This window comes from Staphylococcus sp. ACRSN (assembly GCF_022346615.1).
Lineage (GTDB): Bacteria > Bacillota > Bacilli > Staphylococcales > Staphylococcaceae > Staphylococcus.
On sequence record NZ_JAKRNS010000009.1, the window covers coordinates 54,260 to 70,462 of the forward strand.

The window sequence follows — 16,203 nt, forward strand, 5'->3', positions numbered from 1 at the left end:
TTTTCACAACAATTATGTCCAGTTCAATCATATTTTCATACTTACTATAATTAATTCCCGAACAATCACTTTTTATTCATCTTAACCATTAGATAATATACAATGTTTTATTCCAAATGTAAATGGACTATAGTCGGAGTTTAAAAATTACCAGCTAGATTTTTTCACACCTGGTATCTGACCTTTATATGCATGCTCTCTAAAAGCTATACGGGACATTTCAAATTTTCTATAAACACCTCGGGGTCTGCCTGTTACTTTACAACGTCTTGTTAAACGTGTTGGAGAACTGTCTCTCGGTAATTTTCTTAATGCCTCATAATCTCCTTTAGCTTTTAATTCTTTTCTTAATTCATAATATTGATTTACTAATTGCTCTCTTTTTTGCTCTTTTGCTATTTTTGACTTTTTCGCCATATATATCCTACCTTTCTAACCAAATCGTAATCATTACGTTTTATATACTAACACATTCTATCTTTTTCGCAAATCATTTATTTTAATTTTCTTATTGCAAATTTTGTGTCATGTATTGATTTTCTCCTTAATTAACGCACCTATTGTCATAATTGATTAATTTGATTTGAAAAAATAAAATTAATATGCTAAAATTTTAAAACGTAACAATTCCTATTAAGAAAGAGGTGTCTATTTTGCGCGTAAATATTACATTAGCATGTACAGAATGTGGCGATCGTAATTACATTACTACAAAAAACAAACGTACAAATCCAGAACGTATTGAATTAAAAAAATACTGCCCTAGATTAAACAAGTATACTGTACATCGTGAAACTAAATAACATTCTGCCTTTCAAATTACTATTTTTAATACGACAATGTAACTAGGAAATAACCCCTAGAAAAAACCAGTAAATGAATTTTATATTCATTTACTGGTTTTTCATTTACTATATTTCGTATTGTTGGCTCAGTTTACTAGGATGCCGCTTCAACCTTAATCTTCGACTAACACTGTTTACTCTAGTGTTTTGCCAAATTTATTCACAAGCTAATGTGTTTTTACATTAAAACAAAACAATACATAAAATATTACATTTTAAATTTGTGTAATAATCAATTTATTATATAATTTCCTCTTATTTCTTCAATATTAATAAGTATATTCACCTATTTTGTAAAGTGTTAACATACGGATTAATAATATGCGTAAGTTAATACAGGTTCTAACCAAACTATAGGCAGACAAACCTACATGTACAATTAAAAAAAGAGCGCTAATCTATTACAGATTAACACTCTTTTTTAAGGATATTGATTTTCTTATTTACTTAATATATTTTCCAACATCTTATGCTACATTTTTATTTAGCTAAAATATAAATAACTAATCTGCTACTTCTAAATCAACATCATTAATATCAATGCCTAATGCATTTGCTACACCTTTACCATATTCAGTATCCGCTTTATAACAATGACGAATATGACGATGTTGTACCTCTAACGTTGTACCTTGCATTTCATTGGCAGTGTTTTCAAAAATACGTTGTTGTTGTTCTTTCGATTGTAGTCTGAAAAGTCTACCAGGTTGTTCGAAATAATTATCGTCATCTTCACGATAATTATATTCATAAGCTTCCCCTTCAACTTCTAGGCCAGGCTTTTTATATTCGGGTTGGTCTTCAAAACTACCATCACTATTAGGGTAATAATGAGTGCCACCACCTTGATTATTATCTAAAATACGCATTTGACCATCACGACTAAATGGACAAATGTTTTCTACACCAACACCTTTTGGCTGGTTTACTGGAATTTGCCAGTGGTTTACACCAAGTCTGTAACGTTGCGCATCCCCATATGAGAAAAGGCGACCTTGCAACATTTTGTCTGGTGAAAAATCAAGCCCTGGTACAATGTTTGTTGGTGCAAATGCAGCTTGTTCTACATCTTGGAAATAATTATCAGGGTTACGATTTAATTCAAATTCACCCACTTCAATCAATGGGTAATCCCCTTTATACCAAACTTTAGTTAAATCAAATGGATTATCTTTATGATTTCTAGCTTGTTCTTCTGTCATTACTTGTATATACATTTTCCATTTTGGGAAATCTTTATTTTCAATTGCTTCGAACAAATCACGTTGAGATGATTCTCGATCATCTGCAATAATATTCGCTGCTTCATCAGGTTGTAAATTTTCAATGCCTTGTTGTGTTCTATGATGAAATTTAACCCAAACACGCTCACCCTTATCATTGTACATTGAATACGTATGTGAACCAAATCCATGCATATTTCTAAAGCCTTTTGGAATGCCTCTATCTGACATTAAAATAGTAACTTGATGTAATGCCTCTGGTAATGAAGTCCAAAAGTCCCAGTTATTTTGAGCGCTGCGCATATTAGTTCTTGGGTCTCTTTTTACAGCATGATTTAAACTTGCAAATAATTTAGGATCTCTAAAGAAAAATACTGGCGTATTATTACCTACTAAATCCCAGTTTCCTTCATCTGTATAGAATTTCAAAGCGAAACCTCTAATATCACGTTCTGCATCTGCAGCGCCACGTTCACCTGCAACTGTTGAAAAACGCGCAAACATTTCAGTTTGTTTACCCACTTCTGAAAAAATACTTGCTGATGTATATTGTGTAATATCATTTGTTACTGTAAATGTACCAAAAGCTCCGGAACCTTTTGCATGCATTCTTCTTTCCGGAATTACTTCTCTGTCAAAATGAGCCATCTGTTCTAAAAAATACCAATCTTGCATTAATAGTGGTCCTCTAGGTCCAGCAGTCATACTATTCTCTCTATCTGAAACCGGTGCACCAAAAAGACTAGTTAAATTTCTTTTGTTGCTCATAATGTTTCCCCCTCACATTTAGTAAATAATAATAATTATTACCTAGCATTAATTTTAAAGTATCCACATTTGAAAATCAATTAAGTTACTTCCTTTAACACTAAATATTTCAGAATATTAAGAATTTAATTGGTTAAACCCTAAAAAAATGCATTGCTTGTAGGTGTTAAAAGCATTAAAATGTAATGTATATAAATTTTTATAGATTATAGGAGACTTATTATGGGACAAAATAATATGAAACGTGGTCTCAATTCTCGACACATTTCAATGATTGCTATAGGTGGCGCAATTGGTACTGGTTTATTTGTTGCAACAGGAAATGTTGTATCTCAGGCTGGACCTGGTGGCGCGATTCTCGCTTATTTAATCATTGGCGTCATGCTTTATTTCTTAATGTCATCAATAGGAGAACTAGCTACATTTTATCCGGTTTCAGGATCTTTTAGTTCATATGCAACCCGTTTTGTAGATAGCTCATTAGGCTTTACGATGGGATGGTTATATTGGGTGATGTGGGTATTGGTAACGAGTGTTGATATCATTATTGCATCAAGTGTATTAGATTACTGGGAAGTATTTCATTTTTTCAGCCCTGTCACATGGAGTATTTTATTTCTTTGTTTGCTTTTTCTTTTAAATATTTTTACTGTTAAAGCATTTGGAGAAACAGAATTTTGGCTATCATTAATCAAAGTTCTTACAATTATTATTTTTATTATTGTTGGTGTTTTAACTATTGTCGGTATATTAGGTGGAAAATTTTATGGTTTTGAACACTATACTACAGGCGAAGCACCTTTTGTTGGTGGTGTATCTGGTTTCTTAGCAGTATTACTTATCGCAGGATTTTCAGTTGGTGGTACCGAGATGGTTGCAGTAACTGCAGGTGAATCATCAAACCCACACAAATCAATGCCTAAAGCAATTCGACAAGTATTTTGGAGAATTTTATTATTTTATGTGTTATCTATCGCTGTAATCGCTGCAATTATTCCTTACAGTGATCCACTTTTACTTAATAAACATGAATCGGTTACACAAAGTCCATTTACAATAGTATTTGACCGTGTTGGTATCGCATTTGCCGCTTCAGTTATTAATGCAGTTATACTTACATCGCTATTATCAGCTGCAAATTCAGGTATTTATACAACAAGTCGTATGCTATTTTCAATGGCAGAAGACAAGCAAGCTCCAAAACTATTTGCAAAACTAAATAAAACAACTAAGTTACCAATTATTTCAATATGCACCACTTTTATCATCGTATTAGTTGTAATTATTTTAGCGCAATTCAAGTCTGATATCGTTTTTTCATTATTAAATATCATTGGCTCATTAGTTATTGTGGTTTGGGCATCCAGCATTGTAGCACAAATCAGACTTCGCTCAGCAATTAAAAAACAAAATAAGCGCGCCGAAGATGTATTACCTTATAAAGCCGCTTTATATCCCTTGGGCCCAATTGTGGTAATCATTGCACTTTTATTCCTATTCTTTGGCAATTCATTCGGTGCTTTGATATCTGGAGACTATGTATCTGTAATTAGAAACATTGCACCAATTATCATATTAGCAATCGTATATTTCACACATAAATTGGTGAGAAAATCTAAAATTGTAAAGCTAGAGCATATTAAATTAGACAATCATAATGTAGATTAAATTAGAGTCTGAGACATAAAGTTTTTGGACAATTATTAAGAAGGCAATTTCTATTGAAATAATATAGAAATTGCCTTTTTCAATATTATTTTGATTATATTTAGCTCATTGAGCTACTACTTTTCTTATATTATGTGCCATTCATATTTACAATCAGAGCATACAGATTATAATTAGGCATATAGAATAATTTTCAATTTCCTTTTGAGATAATATGATGTAGGATCACGATGATATTTGAATTAATCGAATTCATTTTCTAGCATTGTTTCAATCATTGCCTTAATAAATCGTGACATATCATTTAAGGGAACGGGACAAGATGAGTACTACAGTCTGAAGCTGTCCCCTAAAAAAATGATCGTACAATACAAAGTGTTGTAAATATCATTAATTAAACTGTTCTTGAAAATACAAAGTGAGTTTTAGTATGTCCATAGTATTGTACCTCATCAATAAATTCTTCTACTTTTTGCATCTCCTCAAAATGAGCTTTTAAAATAAAACAACTTTCACCAGATACCCTATAACAAAATTCTATATTGTTTTGGCGTTTTATAAATTCTTTAAAGTCACTGTATAGATTGTTTTTAATTATAATATCAATAATTACATCTATATCAAATCCAAGCGCACCATAGTTTATATCAATAGAATATTTTTTTATAATTCCACTATCTTTCATTTTATTTATTCTTTCACGTACGGATGGCACTGATAAATTTACTTTATCACTAATTTTATTTAAAGAAACTTTACTATCCTGCATTAAAATATTCAATATATTTTCATCTGTAACGTCCATTTTAAAATTCTCCTTATTTTTTATGTTTTTTTCCTATTATTACAATAAATAAATCATTCCATACAAAAAATCAATATTATAAAATCAATATATCAATTATTGATGAAAGACTGGACTAATTTAAGTAAAACACTCGAAAAAGATGCTTATTTATCTAAAGAATTGAAAGAAGAAATACGAAAGATGTTAGCACAAAAAAATGGATGCTTATATTGTAAAGCCAAAGGTATGCCCAATCACCATTTAACTGATGAAATTTCATTGCTTTGTATCGGTTTCGCTGAAGTATATTTAAAGTTAGGTACAAACATACCAAACTATATACTTGAATTATTAAAAGAAACATTATCGGATTGTGAAATAAGCGAATTATTTGCCTTTATCTCATTTACGACTTGCCAACAATACTTCGGAGCGTTAATGCAATTAAAACCTGAATAATAGCTATATTTAAATTTGTCACCTTATAGATAAGTTTTATAACAGTTATATTATTATGCGTGTGACATAAATAAAATTCTTATCAGCTACTTGATACATGTATATTTTCAGTGTATAAAAAATATAGTATAATAACATTAATACTAAATGTCACATTGAGGTGAATATTATGATTGGACAAACGAATCTATTCGACGATATTTTAGAAACTGAAGAACGTTTCGTTATCGTTGTGCAATCACTTGAGGAAAAGAATAATCAATTGCTTAAACGCACTTTGAGAGAATATGGCAGCTTGGAGCATGCACAAATGGAGAGCCTTTTTAATCACCTTAAAGATTTATTTTTAGATGAACCATTCGAAGAGAATCAATCTGCTTTTTCAATCACTGTGTATACTAATTTAGATTATGCTGCCGACAACGTATATGCACATGTTAAACGACATCGTGGCAAACATGAGTGGACACACACAGCAAAATAATTAATTTTTGATTCATTTTCTATCAGGGTAAACTCTGGTAGATTTTTTTAGTTTCTGGTTCTAAAAGATTTTGGTTAACTTGAGATTTGAAATATTCCCAATTATAATTATCCATTAACTTTTTATTTATTTTCGAATGCAATTTCATACATTTGCTTTTCAAAGAACAATTTGAACAATCATCGCACTCATACAATTTAAAGTCTCTTTGAAATCCATATCTATCTTTTTGTAAATGCTTATTAAATTATATAAAAGGGCTTTATTTTTTGAATAACAAACTATATGGGAAATAGTACGAGTGGGAGACTACAGGATCGAACCATACCCCCAGCAATCATACACGGTCAAAATCGTAAGATTTTAAATTTAAAGAGGGCTAATCCTTTATGAATTAGCCCTCTTTTTTGAGATTGGGTATTTATGTCCCAGACTCTTAAATCTTGCACAAAAGTCATATATATTATATATGCATACAGATTAAAGGATTGCTGCTAGGGTGTGAGGGATACCATTGTCACCGTTACTTAATGTTATTTCGTCCGCAACAGCTTTAACTGCTTCGTTCGCATTACCCATTGCAACTGCATGACCTACGACATTAAGCATCGAAATATCATTCGAACTATCACCAAATGCTATAACTTCAGAAAGATTGATATTTATTTTTTCACAAAATGCCGTTAATGCGTTCCCCTTCGAAACATCTTTAGCCATAAATTCTAAGAAGAAAGGTTTGCTTGTTGTAACATCAACTTCTTCATTAAAATGACCAGAAAGTTCGATGTTTAGTGAAGTAATTTTAGGTACGTAATCCACACCCATGACTTTTGGTACATCTGATTGTATAAATGCCTTAATATCTTCGACACGTTTCATCGGTAAACCAGTTAATTCAGATTCGATATTCATATATTCATGATCACCTTCATAAATAATAAAACCTTCGTGATATGTCAGTACAAATAACTCATGTTCCCGACAGAAATCAACAATTGTATCAAAGTTCTCTTTTGAAACAGATTTACTTACCTCTACATGTTCATCTTTAACAGCAATCGTCTTACCACCATTATAGCTAATCACATAGCTTTCATATTGATCCAATTTCAGTTGCCTTGCAACAGGTAACATACCTTCAGTTGGACGTCCTGAAGCTAATACAACATGATAGCCACGTTGTTGAATATCAATTAAATAGCGTTCAGTTTCTGGACTAACCTCATTATCAGGATTCATCAACGTATCATCCATGTCCATAACAATCATTTTATATTTACTCATGTATGTATCTCCTTTCAACACCTTTATACTATATTACAATAATTTACTGGCGTTGGTACAGTACTTTTGAGACAACTCCACTTTCATTGATTGTCACTAACTCTGATCGGCAGTCTATAAATGTGCCTTTTAATTCTCTGACTAATTCTCCACTACGTTCAGGTGCTATTAGTGTTAATACAGTTGGTCCAGCACCACTAATTACAGTTGCATAAGCTTTATGTTGCTTTGCAATAGCTTTGATTTCTTGAAATTCAGGAATCAAATGCTGACGGAACGGTTCATGAAAACCATCTTGCTCCATCATCTTTCCTGCTAATTCGTAATTATGTTGAATCAAAGCACTAATCATCGTATTACTAATCGCACTATTTTGCACTGCTTTTTTATGTGAAAAAGTTTCAGGTAATGTATCCCTAGAATCATCAGTACGTAATTCATAAGAAGGAATAGTAATAATGATATCAGCTTTTGGTGTATCAATGTATGACACATCCGTTACTTTTGTATCAGGATTAAAATAGCCTAGAACTAGTCCTCCATATATTGTTGGTGCTACGTTATCAGGATGACCTTCAATTTCAGTTGCTAATTGCAATAATTCATATTTTGATAATTCAATATCACCAAAATAATTTGCAATATACAATGCACCGACTAACGCTGATGCAGAACTACCCAGACCTCTTGCCAATGGTATTTCACTGCGCATTTCAATATCTAAGCCAGGCAAAGTAACATCATATTTGCGTGCAACACTTTGGGCAATTTGATAAATATAATGTCTATTATCAGTCGGAAGATCCTCAACATTTGGACCCACATGATTAAAAGTCCAAACATCACTATTATTTTTTTTAACATCCAAATACAAAAACTTATTTAATGCCATACCGATAGAATCAAAACCAACACCTAAATTTGCAGTAGATGCTGGAATTTTCAAATGTAACATGTCACTCATGTTAGAGCGCTCCTTTGATATATTCTAAGATGCTTTCTCTATCATTTGGCAATGGTTGAATCGGATTATCTAATAAAGAAATCGCAGTATCCGGATCTTTTAAGCCATTGCCGGTAAGTACAGCAACCACTTTTTTACCTTGAGGTAATTTACCTGCACGATGCAATTTAATAAGTCCAGCAATAGATGCATTACTCGCTGGTTCACTAAATACGCCTTCTTTGCTGGCCATAAGTTTGTATGCCTCTAAAATTTCTTCATCAGTTACACTATCGATTAAACCTTCTGATTCACTTAATGCATTATTAGCTTTTTCCCAACTTGCTGGATTACCAATGCGGATTGCTGTAGCCACAGTGTCTGGATTCTTAACCACTTTATTTTGTACTATTGGTGATGCACCTTCAGCTTGGAAACCAAACATATGTGGTAATTGCGTATTATTTTTATCACTATATTCTTTAAAACCTTTCCAATATGCAGTAATATTTCCAGCATTACCTACAGGAATTGACAAAATGTCAGGTGCGTTTCCGCCCAATTGTTGAATAACTTCAAACGCACTTGTTTTTTGTCCTTCGATTCTATATGGATTTACAGAGTTTACTAATGCAATTTCACCATTTTCAGCTACTTCTTTAACAATTTCTAACGCCTCATCAAAATTTCCTTCAATCGAAACGATTTCTGCTCCATACATCACAGCTTGAGATAATTTACCTAGAGCGATTTTCCCTTCTGGAATAACAACAATTGCCTTTAATCCAGCACGCGCTGCATAAGCTGCAGCAGAGGCCGAAGTATTACCTGTAGATGCACAAATAACAATTTTTTTACCCTCTTCTTTGGCTTTCGCCATTGCCATTACCATACCTCTATCTTTAAATGAACCAGTCGGGTTGGCACCTTCATATTTTACATGCAATTCAATACCTAGCATTTCAGATAAATTTTCGCAATATATTAATGGTGTGTGACCTTCGTTTAAAGTTAAACGTGGTGTTTTTTCGTTTACAGGTAAAAACTCTTCAAATTCTTTTACTAAACCTTGCCATTTTTCCATTTCTATTAAACCCCTTCTACTGGATAAATTTTATTTACAACATATCCTGCTTCTGTAATTGCTGATTCTGGTGATTCATCTAATCCCACTACAATCAAACCAACTGTTTTAGCGTCACGCTCAGTAATAGCTAGGGACTTGTGGAACGGTAATTCAGCTTTGATTAGTGCTTCGACTTTTGTCGGCTCTTCACCATCTGTTTGAATCACAACATAGTAACTTTCTTTTTCTTTAAATGTAATCGTATCTTCACTATCCATTAATTCTTTAGTTTGCTCTGTTTTTAGCTCAAAATGTGGTGGTAACGTATGTAAATTCGATTCAAAATGTAACGTTACATTTAATAAATCACTTACAACAGCACTACCTGTTGCCAAGCTACCAGCACCTTTACCATAGAACATTGTTTCCCCAACAGCATCACCAATGACATAGATTGCATTGAATTCATCTTCAACTGCTGATAATTGATGTGCTTTATTAATTAAAGTAGGCGCAACTGATGCATTCACCTTACCTTGTTCATAAGTTCCTTTACCAATCAATTTGATCTTGTAACCAAGTGCTTCTGCAGCTTTGATATCAGACAACTCAACGTCACTAATACCATGTCTATCTACATCAGATAAATTAATCACTTGATTAAATGTTAAATATGACGTAATAACAACCTTCCTTGCTGCATCTACACCTTCAACATCATCCGTTGGATCTGCTTCAGCAAACCCTAATCTTTGAGCTTCATCTAAAGCATCTTCAAATGATGTATTCTCTCTAGTCATCTTACTTAAGATAAAATTAGACGTTCCATTTAAAATACCCATAAATTTTGTAATGTTATTTGCGTTCAATCCATTATTAATTGCATTAACGATTGGAATACCGCCCGCAACACTCGCTTCATATTTTAAAGCTACATCATTTTCTTGTGCTAAATCCTCTAAAACATTTAAATGAACTGCCAATAAATCTTTGTTTGCTGTAATGACATGTTTCTTCTGACTTAAAGCACGTTTTAACCAATCGACAGTCGGTTCAACACCGCCCATTACCTCAACAATAATATCGATTGAATCATCATTTAAAATTTCATCTACATCTTCTGTTAAGTGATAATTAGATACATTGATTGGTCTCGTTCTTGACTTGTCGCGAACTAAAATATGTCTGATATTAATATCTTTGTCCATCGTTTCTTTTATTTGTTCTTTGTTCTCTTCAATTATTTTAACTACACCTGAACCTACAGTACCTAAACCGAGCAGGGCTACATTTAATTCCTTCATCATTTCATTCCTCCGATTGTTCATTCAAAAAATACAATTGTACAGTTGAAAAATACTAGAATATGGTATAGTATAAATTCATTCATTATTTTTGTAAAGGTTGAAAATAAAAACCGTATATCTATACTATCACTCTCGTGATAAAAACTAAACAAAATTTTCTGATTTTTTAGAAAGGTTGTAATTCATTATGAAAGTAGCGAAATTTGGAGGAAGTTCTGTATCTAATGCAGAACAGATAAAAAAAGTTTTAAATATAGTAAATGCTGATTCAGATAGAAAAATCATCGTTGTTTCAGCGCCTGGAAAGAGACATGGTGATGATGTAAAAACTACAGATTTATTAATTCGACTTTACGAAAAAGTAATTGCAGGATTAGATTATCAAGCAAAGAAAAATGAAATAATTCAACGGTATGCAGATATCATAGTTGAATTAGACATGAGCGATTCATTGTTATCTACTATTAATCAAACACTTGAAAATTATATTGCCACATTAAAAGAAAAACCTGCACGTTTATTAGATGCATTACTTTCATGTGGGGAAAATTTTAATGCCCAACTAATCGCTGAATACAATAATAGCCAAGGTATTCCTACACGTTATATATCTCCTGGCGAAGCGGGTATTACTGTTACAGATTTACCACAAAACGCACAAATATTAGATCAATCTTATGAGGCAATATATAATTTAAGAAATTATAATGAAAAATTAATTGTTCCTGGATTCTTTGGTATTTCACGACAAGGTTATGTCGTTACTTTTCCACGTGGTGGTTCAGATATTACTGGTGCTATAGTAGCAAGAGGTGTTCGTGCAGATTTATATGAAAACTTCACAGATGTTTCAGGTATCTTTAGAGCCAATCCAACAATAGTAAAAAATCCAGAAGTCATTGATGAAATTACTTATCGTGAAATGCGAGAATTGTCATATGCAGGTTTTGGTGTCTTTCATGACGAAGCCTTACAACCTTTACACAAAGATCGCATACCTGTCGTTATCAAGAATACAAACCGTCCAAATGATACAGGTACATATATCCGTCACGATCGAGAAATCAATTCTTCTAATATCGTTAGTGGTATAAGCTGTGATAAAGATTTCACGGTATTAAATATTAAAAAATATCTAATGAACAGACAAATTGGCTTTACAAGAAAAATTTTAGGTGTGCTTGAAGATTATGGCATTTCTTTCGACCATATGCCTTCAGGTATTGATAGTATCAGTATAATTATGCGCTCCAAAGAAATTCAAAATAGAGAAGAACAAGTTTTAAATGACATCAGAGAAAAATGCGATGTGGACGAACTAAACGTTGAACACAATTTAGCAATACTGATGATTGTAGGAGAAGGCATGCATCGAATTGTAGGTACTGCAAATACTATAACTCATGCTTTAGCTGAAGCGGAAATCAATTTAAAAATGATGAACCAAGGCGCATCTGAAATTTCAATTATGTTTGGTATTGATGTTGCCGATGCAGAAAAAGCTGTAAAATCGACTTATGAATATTGTTATAATGGCGAATATTTAAAAATATAAAACAAACCCACAAATCATTATGGTCAACATTACGTTGATTTCCATTGATTTGTGGGTTTTACATTGCTGATTTCTCTGAAATTAAAGCTTGATTGATACGTTCATCTCCTACTACTAATCGTAACATTACAAATTGATAGTAGCTTAATGAATCAATAACGCTTCTATAGTTAGGTATCTGCTGATAATCAATCGGATCGAGCAACTCGTACATCAAAACGATTTCAGGCTTTATGTAATCTACATCCCACCTAATTGAATGGAAATAGATATTTTTTTCAGGTAATCTAATATTATGATTCCATCTAAACATCCAATCATCTTGCTCTACATCATATACAATTAATGTCATGATTAAATCAGTATCATAATATACATTCGCATGTGTAACTTCTGAAAATTGAATATCTGTAAAATTCGTTGTTACATGTTTATCATCATATAATTTTATAGTATACAAGTTTGGAATATATTTTAATACTTCAGCAAGAAATTTTCGTTCAACACTTATATCTACTTTACAGTTTAAGTTAAACTCATCTCTCATAAAAAGTTGCTTTGCAACTTCTCCATTATATTTAATTAAGTTACCAACATTGGTATTAATTTGACTTACTAAAGTTTGTATATGATTGTCCAAAATAGACACCTCCTCAAAAAGTAAGCGTTTCCATTAAAATACATTATATAATTTGTCCGATCATTTTTCAATGTATTCTACTTCAAATATTAAAACTATTCTACATTTCTAAAATCCACCAACTTTAATATATTGATTACCAGGCAAATTTTCTAAAAATGTCGGCCTATTTATAATAAGTTGATGCTCACTATTTTGATTTAATGTTTTTTGCATATCTGCAATCTCCGGTATATCCTGATAAAAATCGTCCTTATAAATATACGGAACCCTGATAAAAAAATAGTTAATATGATATTTAGAAAACGATTCTATCACTTCTGGACCTGAAATCACATGAAAAGCACTATTTACAGCACCATTTGGTAAAATGATATTAAAATCTGTATATTTTGAAACATATTTAATAATGTCAGTTGAATAAGAAATAACTGTGATTTTTTTACCAGCTTTAAATAATTGATCTATGATTTTAAAAGAAACGGGATGATTATCAAACGCAATTATTTCATTTTTATTAATACATTCAATAAGCTCGTTCAAATAGTTTTTCAAAGCACTCAAGTAATAATCCCCCATATTAATTAATAAATTCACATATACACTATTATATCTATTTAAGTACAATTATGTAAACTATACGATTACTAAAGACAGTTATAAATAAATACTATATTGCTTTGAAATAGCTGAATTAATACCATTATTTATATTGGTTTCGTAATTTAAGTTAAAAGAAACAATCAGAATGTATATTTACTTTAAGAAATATCGCATAAATATAATTAGTTCACGTCTTTATTACAAAATCCATCATTAGTATTATTGGTTAAAATACTTAAAAAATATAAAATGACATTCTTGTTATAAATTCTCCATTAAATTACAGTTTAAGTTAAGTTAAATTTATCAATTCCGTTGATAAACACATAATAATGAGAATATAATCAATATGTAGTTACAGTTTAAACAAACAGATTTGTACAAAGGTTCATAAAGGAGTAGAATAAACTGTAATATCAAATTTTTATAGAGATTAGGATGATAATCATGCTACTAACATTCATTTTATTAGTAATTGTTATTTTGCTCATTATTGTGATGATTATAAATCAAAGAAATATGCAACAAAAATTAGAATCTGAAAAGTATTCTAAAGAACAATTAGTTACTAAAATTAGTTTTGTTACACGCGAAAATACACAATTGAAAAATCAGATGCTGCATTTTGACGGAAACAACGATACTAACCATCATGGTTTACGTAAAGCAAAACAAAATTTAAATGATATTCTTGAACAGTATAAAACTTCAGGTGTTATTAATGCATTTGATATTATTGCAACAGGAAATCTTGCAGTTAAACATCCATTATTTGAATATGCAAGAGCATTTGATTATATTGTTATAACTGACAAAGGTGTTTTTAACATCAATGTAAAAAACTGGAAACAAAAAACTTTTTACCACTTTGATGTAAATTCTGAAAACGAAGTTTCAAATAGTAACGAAACATCATTAAACCAAACAGTAGGTCGTTATATTGCACAACAATATCACAGTCAATTTAATACGACACGTACAGGTTCGTATACTTTTATAGAACGCGTGAAAAATAATTCTGTAATTTATGATTTTTACAGTTATGATCCATTTGAACAAACTGCAAAAAACACTAAAGAATTAGAAGCGGCTATTGCTGAAAAATCAAATCACAAAATCAGTAATATTGGTTTGGTTTACTTTACAGATGGTAGTGTAAATATTATTGACGGCCCAAATGTTCGTGAAGATTATACAGAAACGGTTTCTTCTAAGTCTTCATTAAAAGAAGTCATTGGTGATACATTAACAAATGCAAATGAATCCCTTTCAGAAGAACAATACAATAAATTAGTAGAAAGATTCCACTAATTTAGCAATATTTTAGAGAGTTATGAACAAGTTTATAATGTTCATAACTCTCTTTTTATAAAAAAAGAACCAACATAAGTTGGTCCAAATTACTAATAACGTATATTAACTCCAAATATTCAATTTATCATTTTTTGCTTCTTCTTCAGCTTTTTCAAAGTCAGTTCTATATTTACCGTTTGGAGCAAAATACTTTTCTCTCGCCAGCCCTTTTCTTACTAGTATTTCATTAAACATTGTTTTTTTGTCTAACCAAACGTATGCTAATTTTCTACCATATTGATCCTCAGCTTCCTTATCATATTCTAAATATACATCTTTATTTGATAACTCTTTCTTAGAATAGTCTGAAGCTTCTTTACCATATGGTTGTACAGGTGTGTTCGGTTTAACTGTTTCAGGTGTATCAATACCAATTAGTCTTATTTTAATATTTTGTTCTTTATTGTTACTACCAATTAAAGTATCCCCATCTACCACTCGATCAACATGAACTTTTTCAGTTTCACTAGGTCCTGAAGCACTTTTTGATCCACCATTTTGAAACGGTCCACTATGATTTATAAATTGAAAAAATAATACCCCGATAATTATTACGGCAGCTACTATACCTGTTAACGCTTTAGTTGATTTCATTGTTGCACCTACTTCTTAGTCTTTATTCAAATCATCATATATAAATTATCCATTACAGTCAAGATGCGCTTTTAACATATGTTTAATATCCATCTATTTAGTGGTTTTTATCAAATCATAAATCAGGCTACAATACGTCTAACTTTCGTTAATTTAATTTAACTCAAAGTATAATACGTGCTATAATGTGCATGTTAGGAGTGAACGTTTTTGAGTATATTCAAAGAAAATATGATTTCATCAATCACCATTATCATAGCGATAGTCATCGGTTTAATCTTGCAATTTCAATTCGATTTACCGCCAATTGTATCAGTAGTTTTAGCTATTTTCATGGGAATCTTCGTTGGGTTTATTATCGTCATTATCCAAGGAATAGTCAATAAGCGAAACAAAAAGAAATAAATCCTTTTGAATTATTAACATAATTGGTCACGACAAACATGTCGTGCCTTTTTTATATCACTTTAATTTACATAATATTTTTATTGTATCTATATTTTTATAAGCTAATTCTGAACAAAACCCAATTTTCACCCAATTTTCACCCAAACCATTAAAAAAATATAAATGTGTGCAAAAAAAGCAACCCAAATTATTCGTAAAGAATAACTGGGTTGCTTA

17 protein-coding genes and 1 pseudogene are annotated in these 16,203 nt (G+C 31.2%); 7 read left to right on the top strand and 11 right to left on the bottom strand.

Translation table 11 applies throughout. The features are described from left to right. Positions 1-147: 147 nt before the first annotated feature. Positions 148-417, bottom strand: a complete 270-nt coding sequence (gene rpsN / locus MHZ36_RS09645) for a 30S ribosomal protein S14 (protein WP_239231277.1) — start codon at positions 415-417, stop codon at positions 148-150. Positions 418-653: 236 nt separating this feature from the next. On the opposite strand from rpsN, the gene rpmG reads away from it, so the two are divergent. Continuing rightward, complete coding sequence (gene rpmG / locus MHZ36_RS09650; RefSeq protein ID WP_119485786.1) at positions 654-803, top strand: 50S ribosomal protein L33; 150 nt, start codon at positions 654-656, stop codon at positions 801-803. A 545-nt stretch (positions 804-1,348) separates the two neighbouring features. Here rpmG and MHZ36_RS09655 read toward each other — a convergent pair. Continuing rightward, a complete protein-coding gene (locus tag MHZ36_RS09655; protein WP_239231278.1) occupies positions 1,349-2,836 on the bottom strand; it encodes a catalase in 1,488 nt (495 codons plus the stop codon). Positions 2,837-3,058: 222 nt separating this feature from the next. On the opposite strand from MHZ36_RS09655, the gene MHZ36_RS09660 reads away from it, so the two are divergent. Beyond that, the gene (locus tag MHZ36_RS09660; protein WP_239231279.1) at positions 3,059-4,504 is read left to right on the top strand and encodes an amino acid permease; all 1,446 of its coding nucleotides are present in this window, start codon (positions 3,059-3,061) and stop codon (positions 4,502-4,504) included. A 394-nt stretch (positions 4,505-4,898) separates the two neighbouring features. Here MHZ36_RS09660 and MHZ36_RS09665 read toward each other — a convergent pair whose 3' ends face one another. Continuing rightward, positions 4,899-5,309 (bottom strand): Lrp/AsnC family transcriptional regulator, encoded by a 411-nt coding sequence (locus tag MHZ36_RS09665; RefSeq protein ID WP_239231280.1) that lies wholly within the window; start codon positions 5,307-5,309, stop codon positions 4,899-4,901. A 102-nt stretch (positions 5,310-5,411) separates the two neighbouring features. Between MHZ36_RS09665 and MHZ36_RS09670 the strand changes: the two genes are divergently transcribed. Beyond that, positions 5,412-5,750, top strand: coding sequence for a carboxymuconolactone decarboxylase family protein (locus MHZ36_RS09670; RefSeq protein WP_239231281.1), 339 nt, complete (start codon positions 5,412-5,414; stop codon positions 5,748-5,750). A 169-nt stretch (positions 5,751-5,919) separates the two neighbouring features. Further along, positions 5,920-6,234, top strand: coding sequence for a hypothetical protein (locus MHZ36_RS09675; protein WP_239231282.1), 315 nt, complete (start codon positions 5,920-5,922; stop codon positions 6,232-6,234). Positions 6,235-6,271: 37 nt separating this feature from the next. Here the strand turns inward: MHZ36_RS09675 and MHZ36_RS09680 are convergent. The 5 genes and pseudogenes from MHZ36_RS09680 to MHZ36_RS09700 form a co-directional block, all read right to left on the bottom strand. Beyond that, positions 6,272-6,460, bottom strand: a pseudogene (locus MHZ36_RS09680) (transposase); the annotation flags it as partial. 254 nt (positions 6,461-6,714) lie between these two features. Then, positions 6,715-7,518: a Cof-type HAD-IIB family hydrolase gene (locus tag MHZ36_RS09685; RefSeq protein ID WP_239231283.1), complete on the bottom strand. Its 804-nt coding sequence runs from the start codon at positions 7,516-7,518 to the stop codon at positions 6,715-6,717. 43 nt (positions 7,519-7,561) lie between these two features. Continuing rightward, on the bottom strand, positions 7,562-8,482 hold the full coding sequence (gene thrB / locus MHZ36_RS09690; RefSeq protein WP_239231284.1) for a homoserine kinase: 921 nt from the start codon (positions 8,480-8,482) through the stop codon (positions 7,562-7,564). Between the two features lies 1 nt (position 8,483). Then, entirely contained in the window at positions 8,484-9,545 is a 1,062-nt protein-coding gene (gene thrC / locus MHZ36_RS09695) for a threonine synthase (RefSeq protein ID WP_239231285.1), read from the bottom strand. A 5-nt stretch (positions 9,546-9,550) separates the two neighbouring features. Further along, the gene (locus MHZ36_RS09700; RefSeq protein ID WP_239231359.1) at positions 9,551-10,831 is read right to left on the bottom strand and encodes a homoserine dehydrogenase; all 1,281 of its coding nucleotides are present in this window, start codon (positions 10,829-10,831) and stop codon (positions 9,551-9,553) included. A gap of 190 nt (positions 10,832-11,021) precedes the next feature. Here MHZ36_RS09700 and MHZ36_RS09705 point away from each other — a divergent pair, with 190 nt between their 5' ends. Further along, positions 11,022-12,389 carry an aspartate kinase gene (locus MHZ36_RS09705; protein WP_239231286.1) on the top strand — a complete coding sequence of 456 codons (1,368 nt, stop codon included), beginning with the start codon at positions 11,022-11,024 and terminating at the stop codon, positions 12,387-12,389. A 58-nt stretch (positions 12,390-12,447) separates the two neighbouring features. Here the strand turns inward: MHZ36_RS09705 and MHZ36_RS09710 are convergent, their stop codons facing one another. Then, the gene (locus MHZ36_RS09710; protein ID WP_239231287.1) at positions 12,448-13,029 is read right to left on the bottom strand and encodes a hypothetical protein; all 582 of its coding nucleotides are present in this window, start codon (positions 13,027-13,029) and stop codon (positions 12,448-12,450) included. A 108-nt stretch (positions 13,030-13,137) separates the two neighbouring features. Further along, positions 13,138-13,593, bottom strand: a complete 456-nt coding sequence (locus tag MHZ36_RS09715; RefSeq protein WP_239231288.1) for a sugar phosphate isomerase family — start codon at positions 13,591-13,593, stop codon at positions 13,138-13,140. Between the two features lie 486 nt (positions 13,594-14,079). On the opposite strand from MHZ36_RS09715, the gene MHZ36_RS09720 reads away from it, so the two are divergent. After that, entirely contained in the window at positions 14,080-14,943 is an 864-nt protein-coding gene (locus MHZ36_RS09720; RefSeq protein ID WP_239231289.1) for a hypothetical protein, read from the top strand. 105 nt (positions 14,944-15,048) lie between these two features. Here the strand turns inward: MHZ36_RS09720 and nucI are convergent, their stop codons facing one another. Next, entirely contained in the window at positions 15,049-15,579 is a 531-nt protein-coding gene (gene nucI / locus MHZ36_RS09725) for a thermonuclease NucI (RefSeq protein ID WP_239231290.1), read from the bottom strand. A 210-nt stretch (positions 15,580-15,789) separates the two neighbouring features. On the opposite strand from nucI, the gene MHZ36_RS09730 reads away from it, so the two are divergent. Further along, a complete protein-coding gene (locus MHZ36_RS09730; RefSeq protein WP_239231291.1) occupies positions 15,790-15,984 on the top strand; it encodes a LapA family protein in 195 nt (64 codons plus the stop codon). Positions 15,985-16,203: the final 219 nt, after the last annotated feature.

Excerpts from the sequence above, each read along its gene's own strand:
- MHZ36_RS09720 (WP_239231289.1), top strand. The coding sequence starts at position 14,080 with ATGCTACTAACATTCATTTTATTAGTAATTGTTATTTTGCTCATTATT.
- MHZ36_RS09655 (WP_239231278.1), bottom strand. The coding sequence starts at position 2,836 with ATGAGCAACAAAAGAAATTTAACTAGTCTTTTTGGTGCACCGGTTTCA.
- thrB (WP_239231284.1), bottom strand. The coding sequence starts at position 8,482 with ATGAGTGACATGTTACATTTGAAAATTCCAGCATCTACTGCAAATTTA.
- rpsN (WP_239231277.1), bottom strand. The coding sequence starts at position 417 with ATGGCGAAAAAGTCAAAAATAGCAAAAGAGCAAAAAAGAGAGCAATTA.
- thrC (WP_239231285.1), bottom strand. The coding sequence starts at position 9,545 with ATGGAAAAATGGCAAGGTTTAGTAAAAGAATTTGAAGAGTTTTTACCT.
- MHZ36_RS09665 (WP_239231280.1), bottom strand. The coding sequence starts at position 5,309 with ATGGACGTTACAGATGAAAATATATTGAATATTTTAATGCAGGATAGT.
- MHZ36_RS09675 (WP_239231282.1), top strand. The coding sequence starts at position 5,920 with ATGATTGGACAAACGAATCTATTCGACGATATTTTAGAAACTGAAGAA.
- MHZ36_RS09700 (WP_239231359.1), bottom strand. The coding sequence starts at position 10,831 with ATGAAGGAATTAAATGTAGCCCTGCTCGGTTTAGGTACTGTAGGTTCA.
- MHZ36_RS09705 (WP_239231286.1), top strand. The coding sequence starts at position 11,022 with ATGAAAGTAGCGAAATTTGGAGGAAGTTCTGTATCTAATGCAGAACAG.
- MHZ36_RS09685 (WP_239231283.1), bottom strand. The coding sequence starts at position 7,518 with ATGAGTAAATATAAAATGATTGTTATGGACATGGATGATACGTTGATG.
- MHZ36_RS09660 (WP_239231279.1), top strand. The coding sequence starts at position 3,059 with ATGGGACAAAATAATATGAAACGTGGTCTCAATTCTCGACACATTTCA.
- MHZ36_RS09670 (WP_239231281.1), top strand. The coding sequence starts at position 5,412 with ATGAAAGACTGGACTAATTTAAGTAAAACACTCGAAAAAGATGCTTAT.
- nucI (WP_239231290.1), bottom strand. The coding sequence starts at position 15,579 with ATGAAATCAACTAAAGCGTTAACAGGTATAGTAGCTGCCGTAATAATT.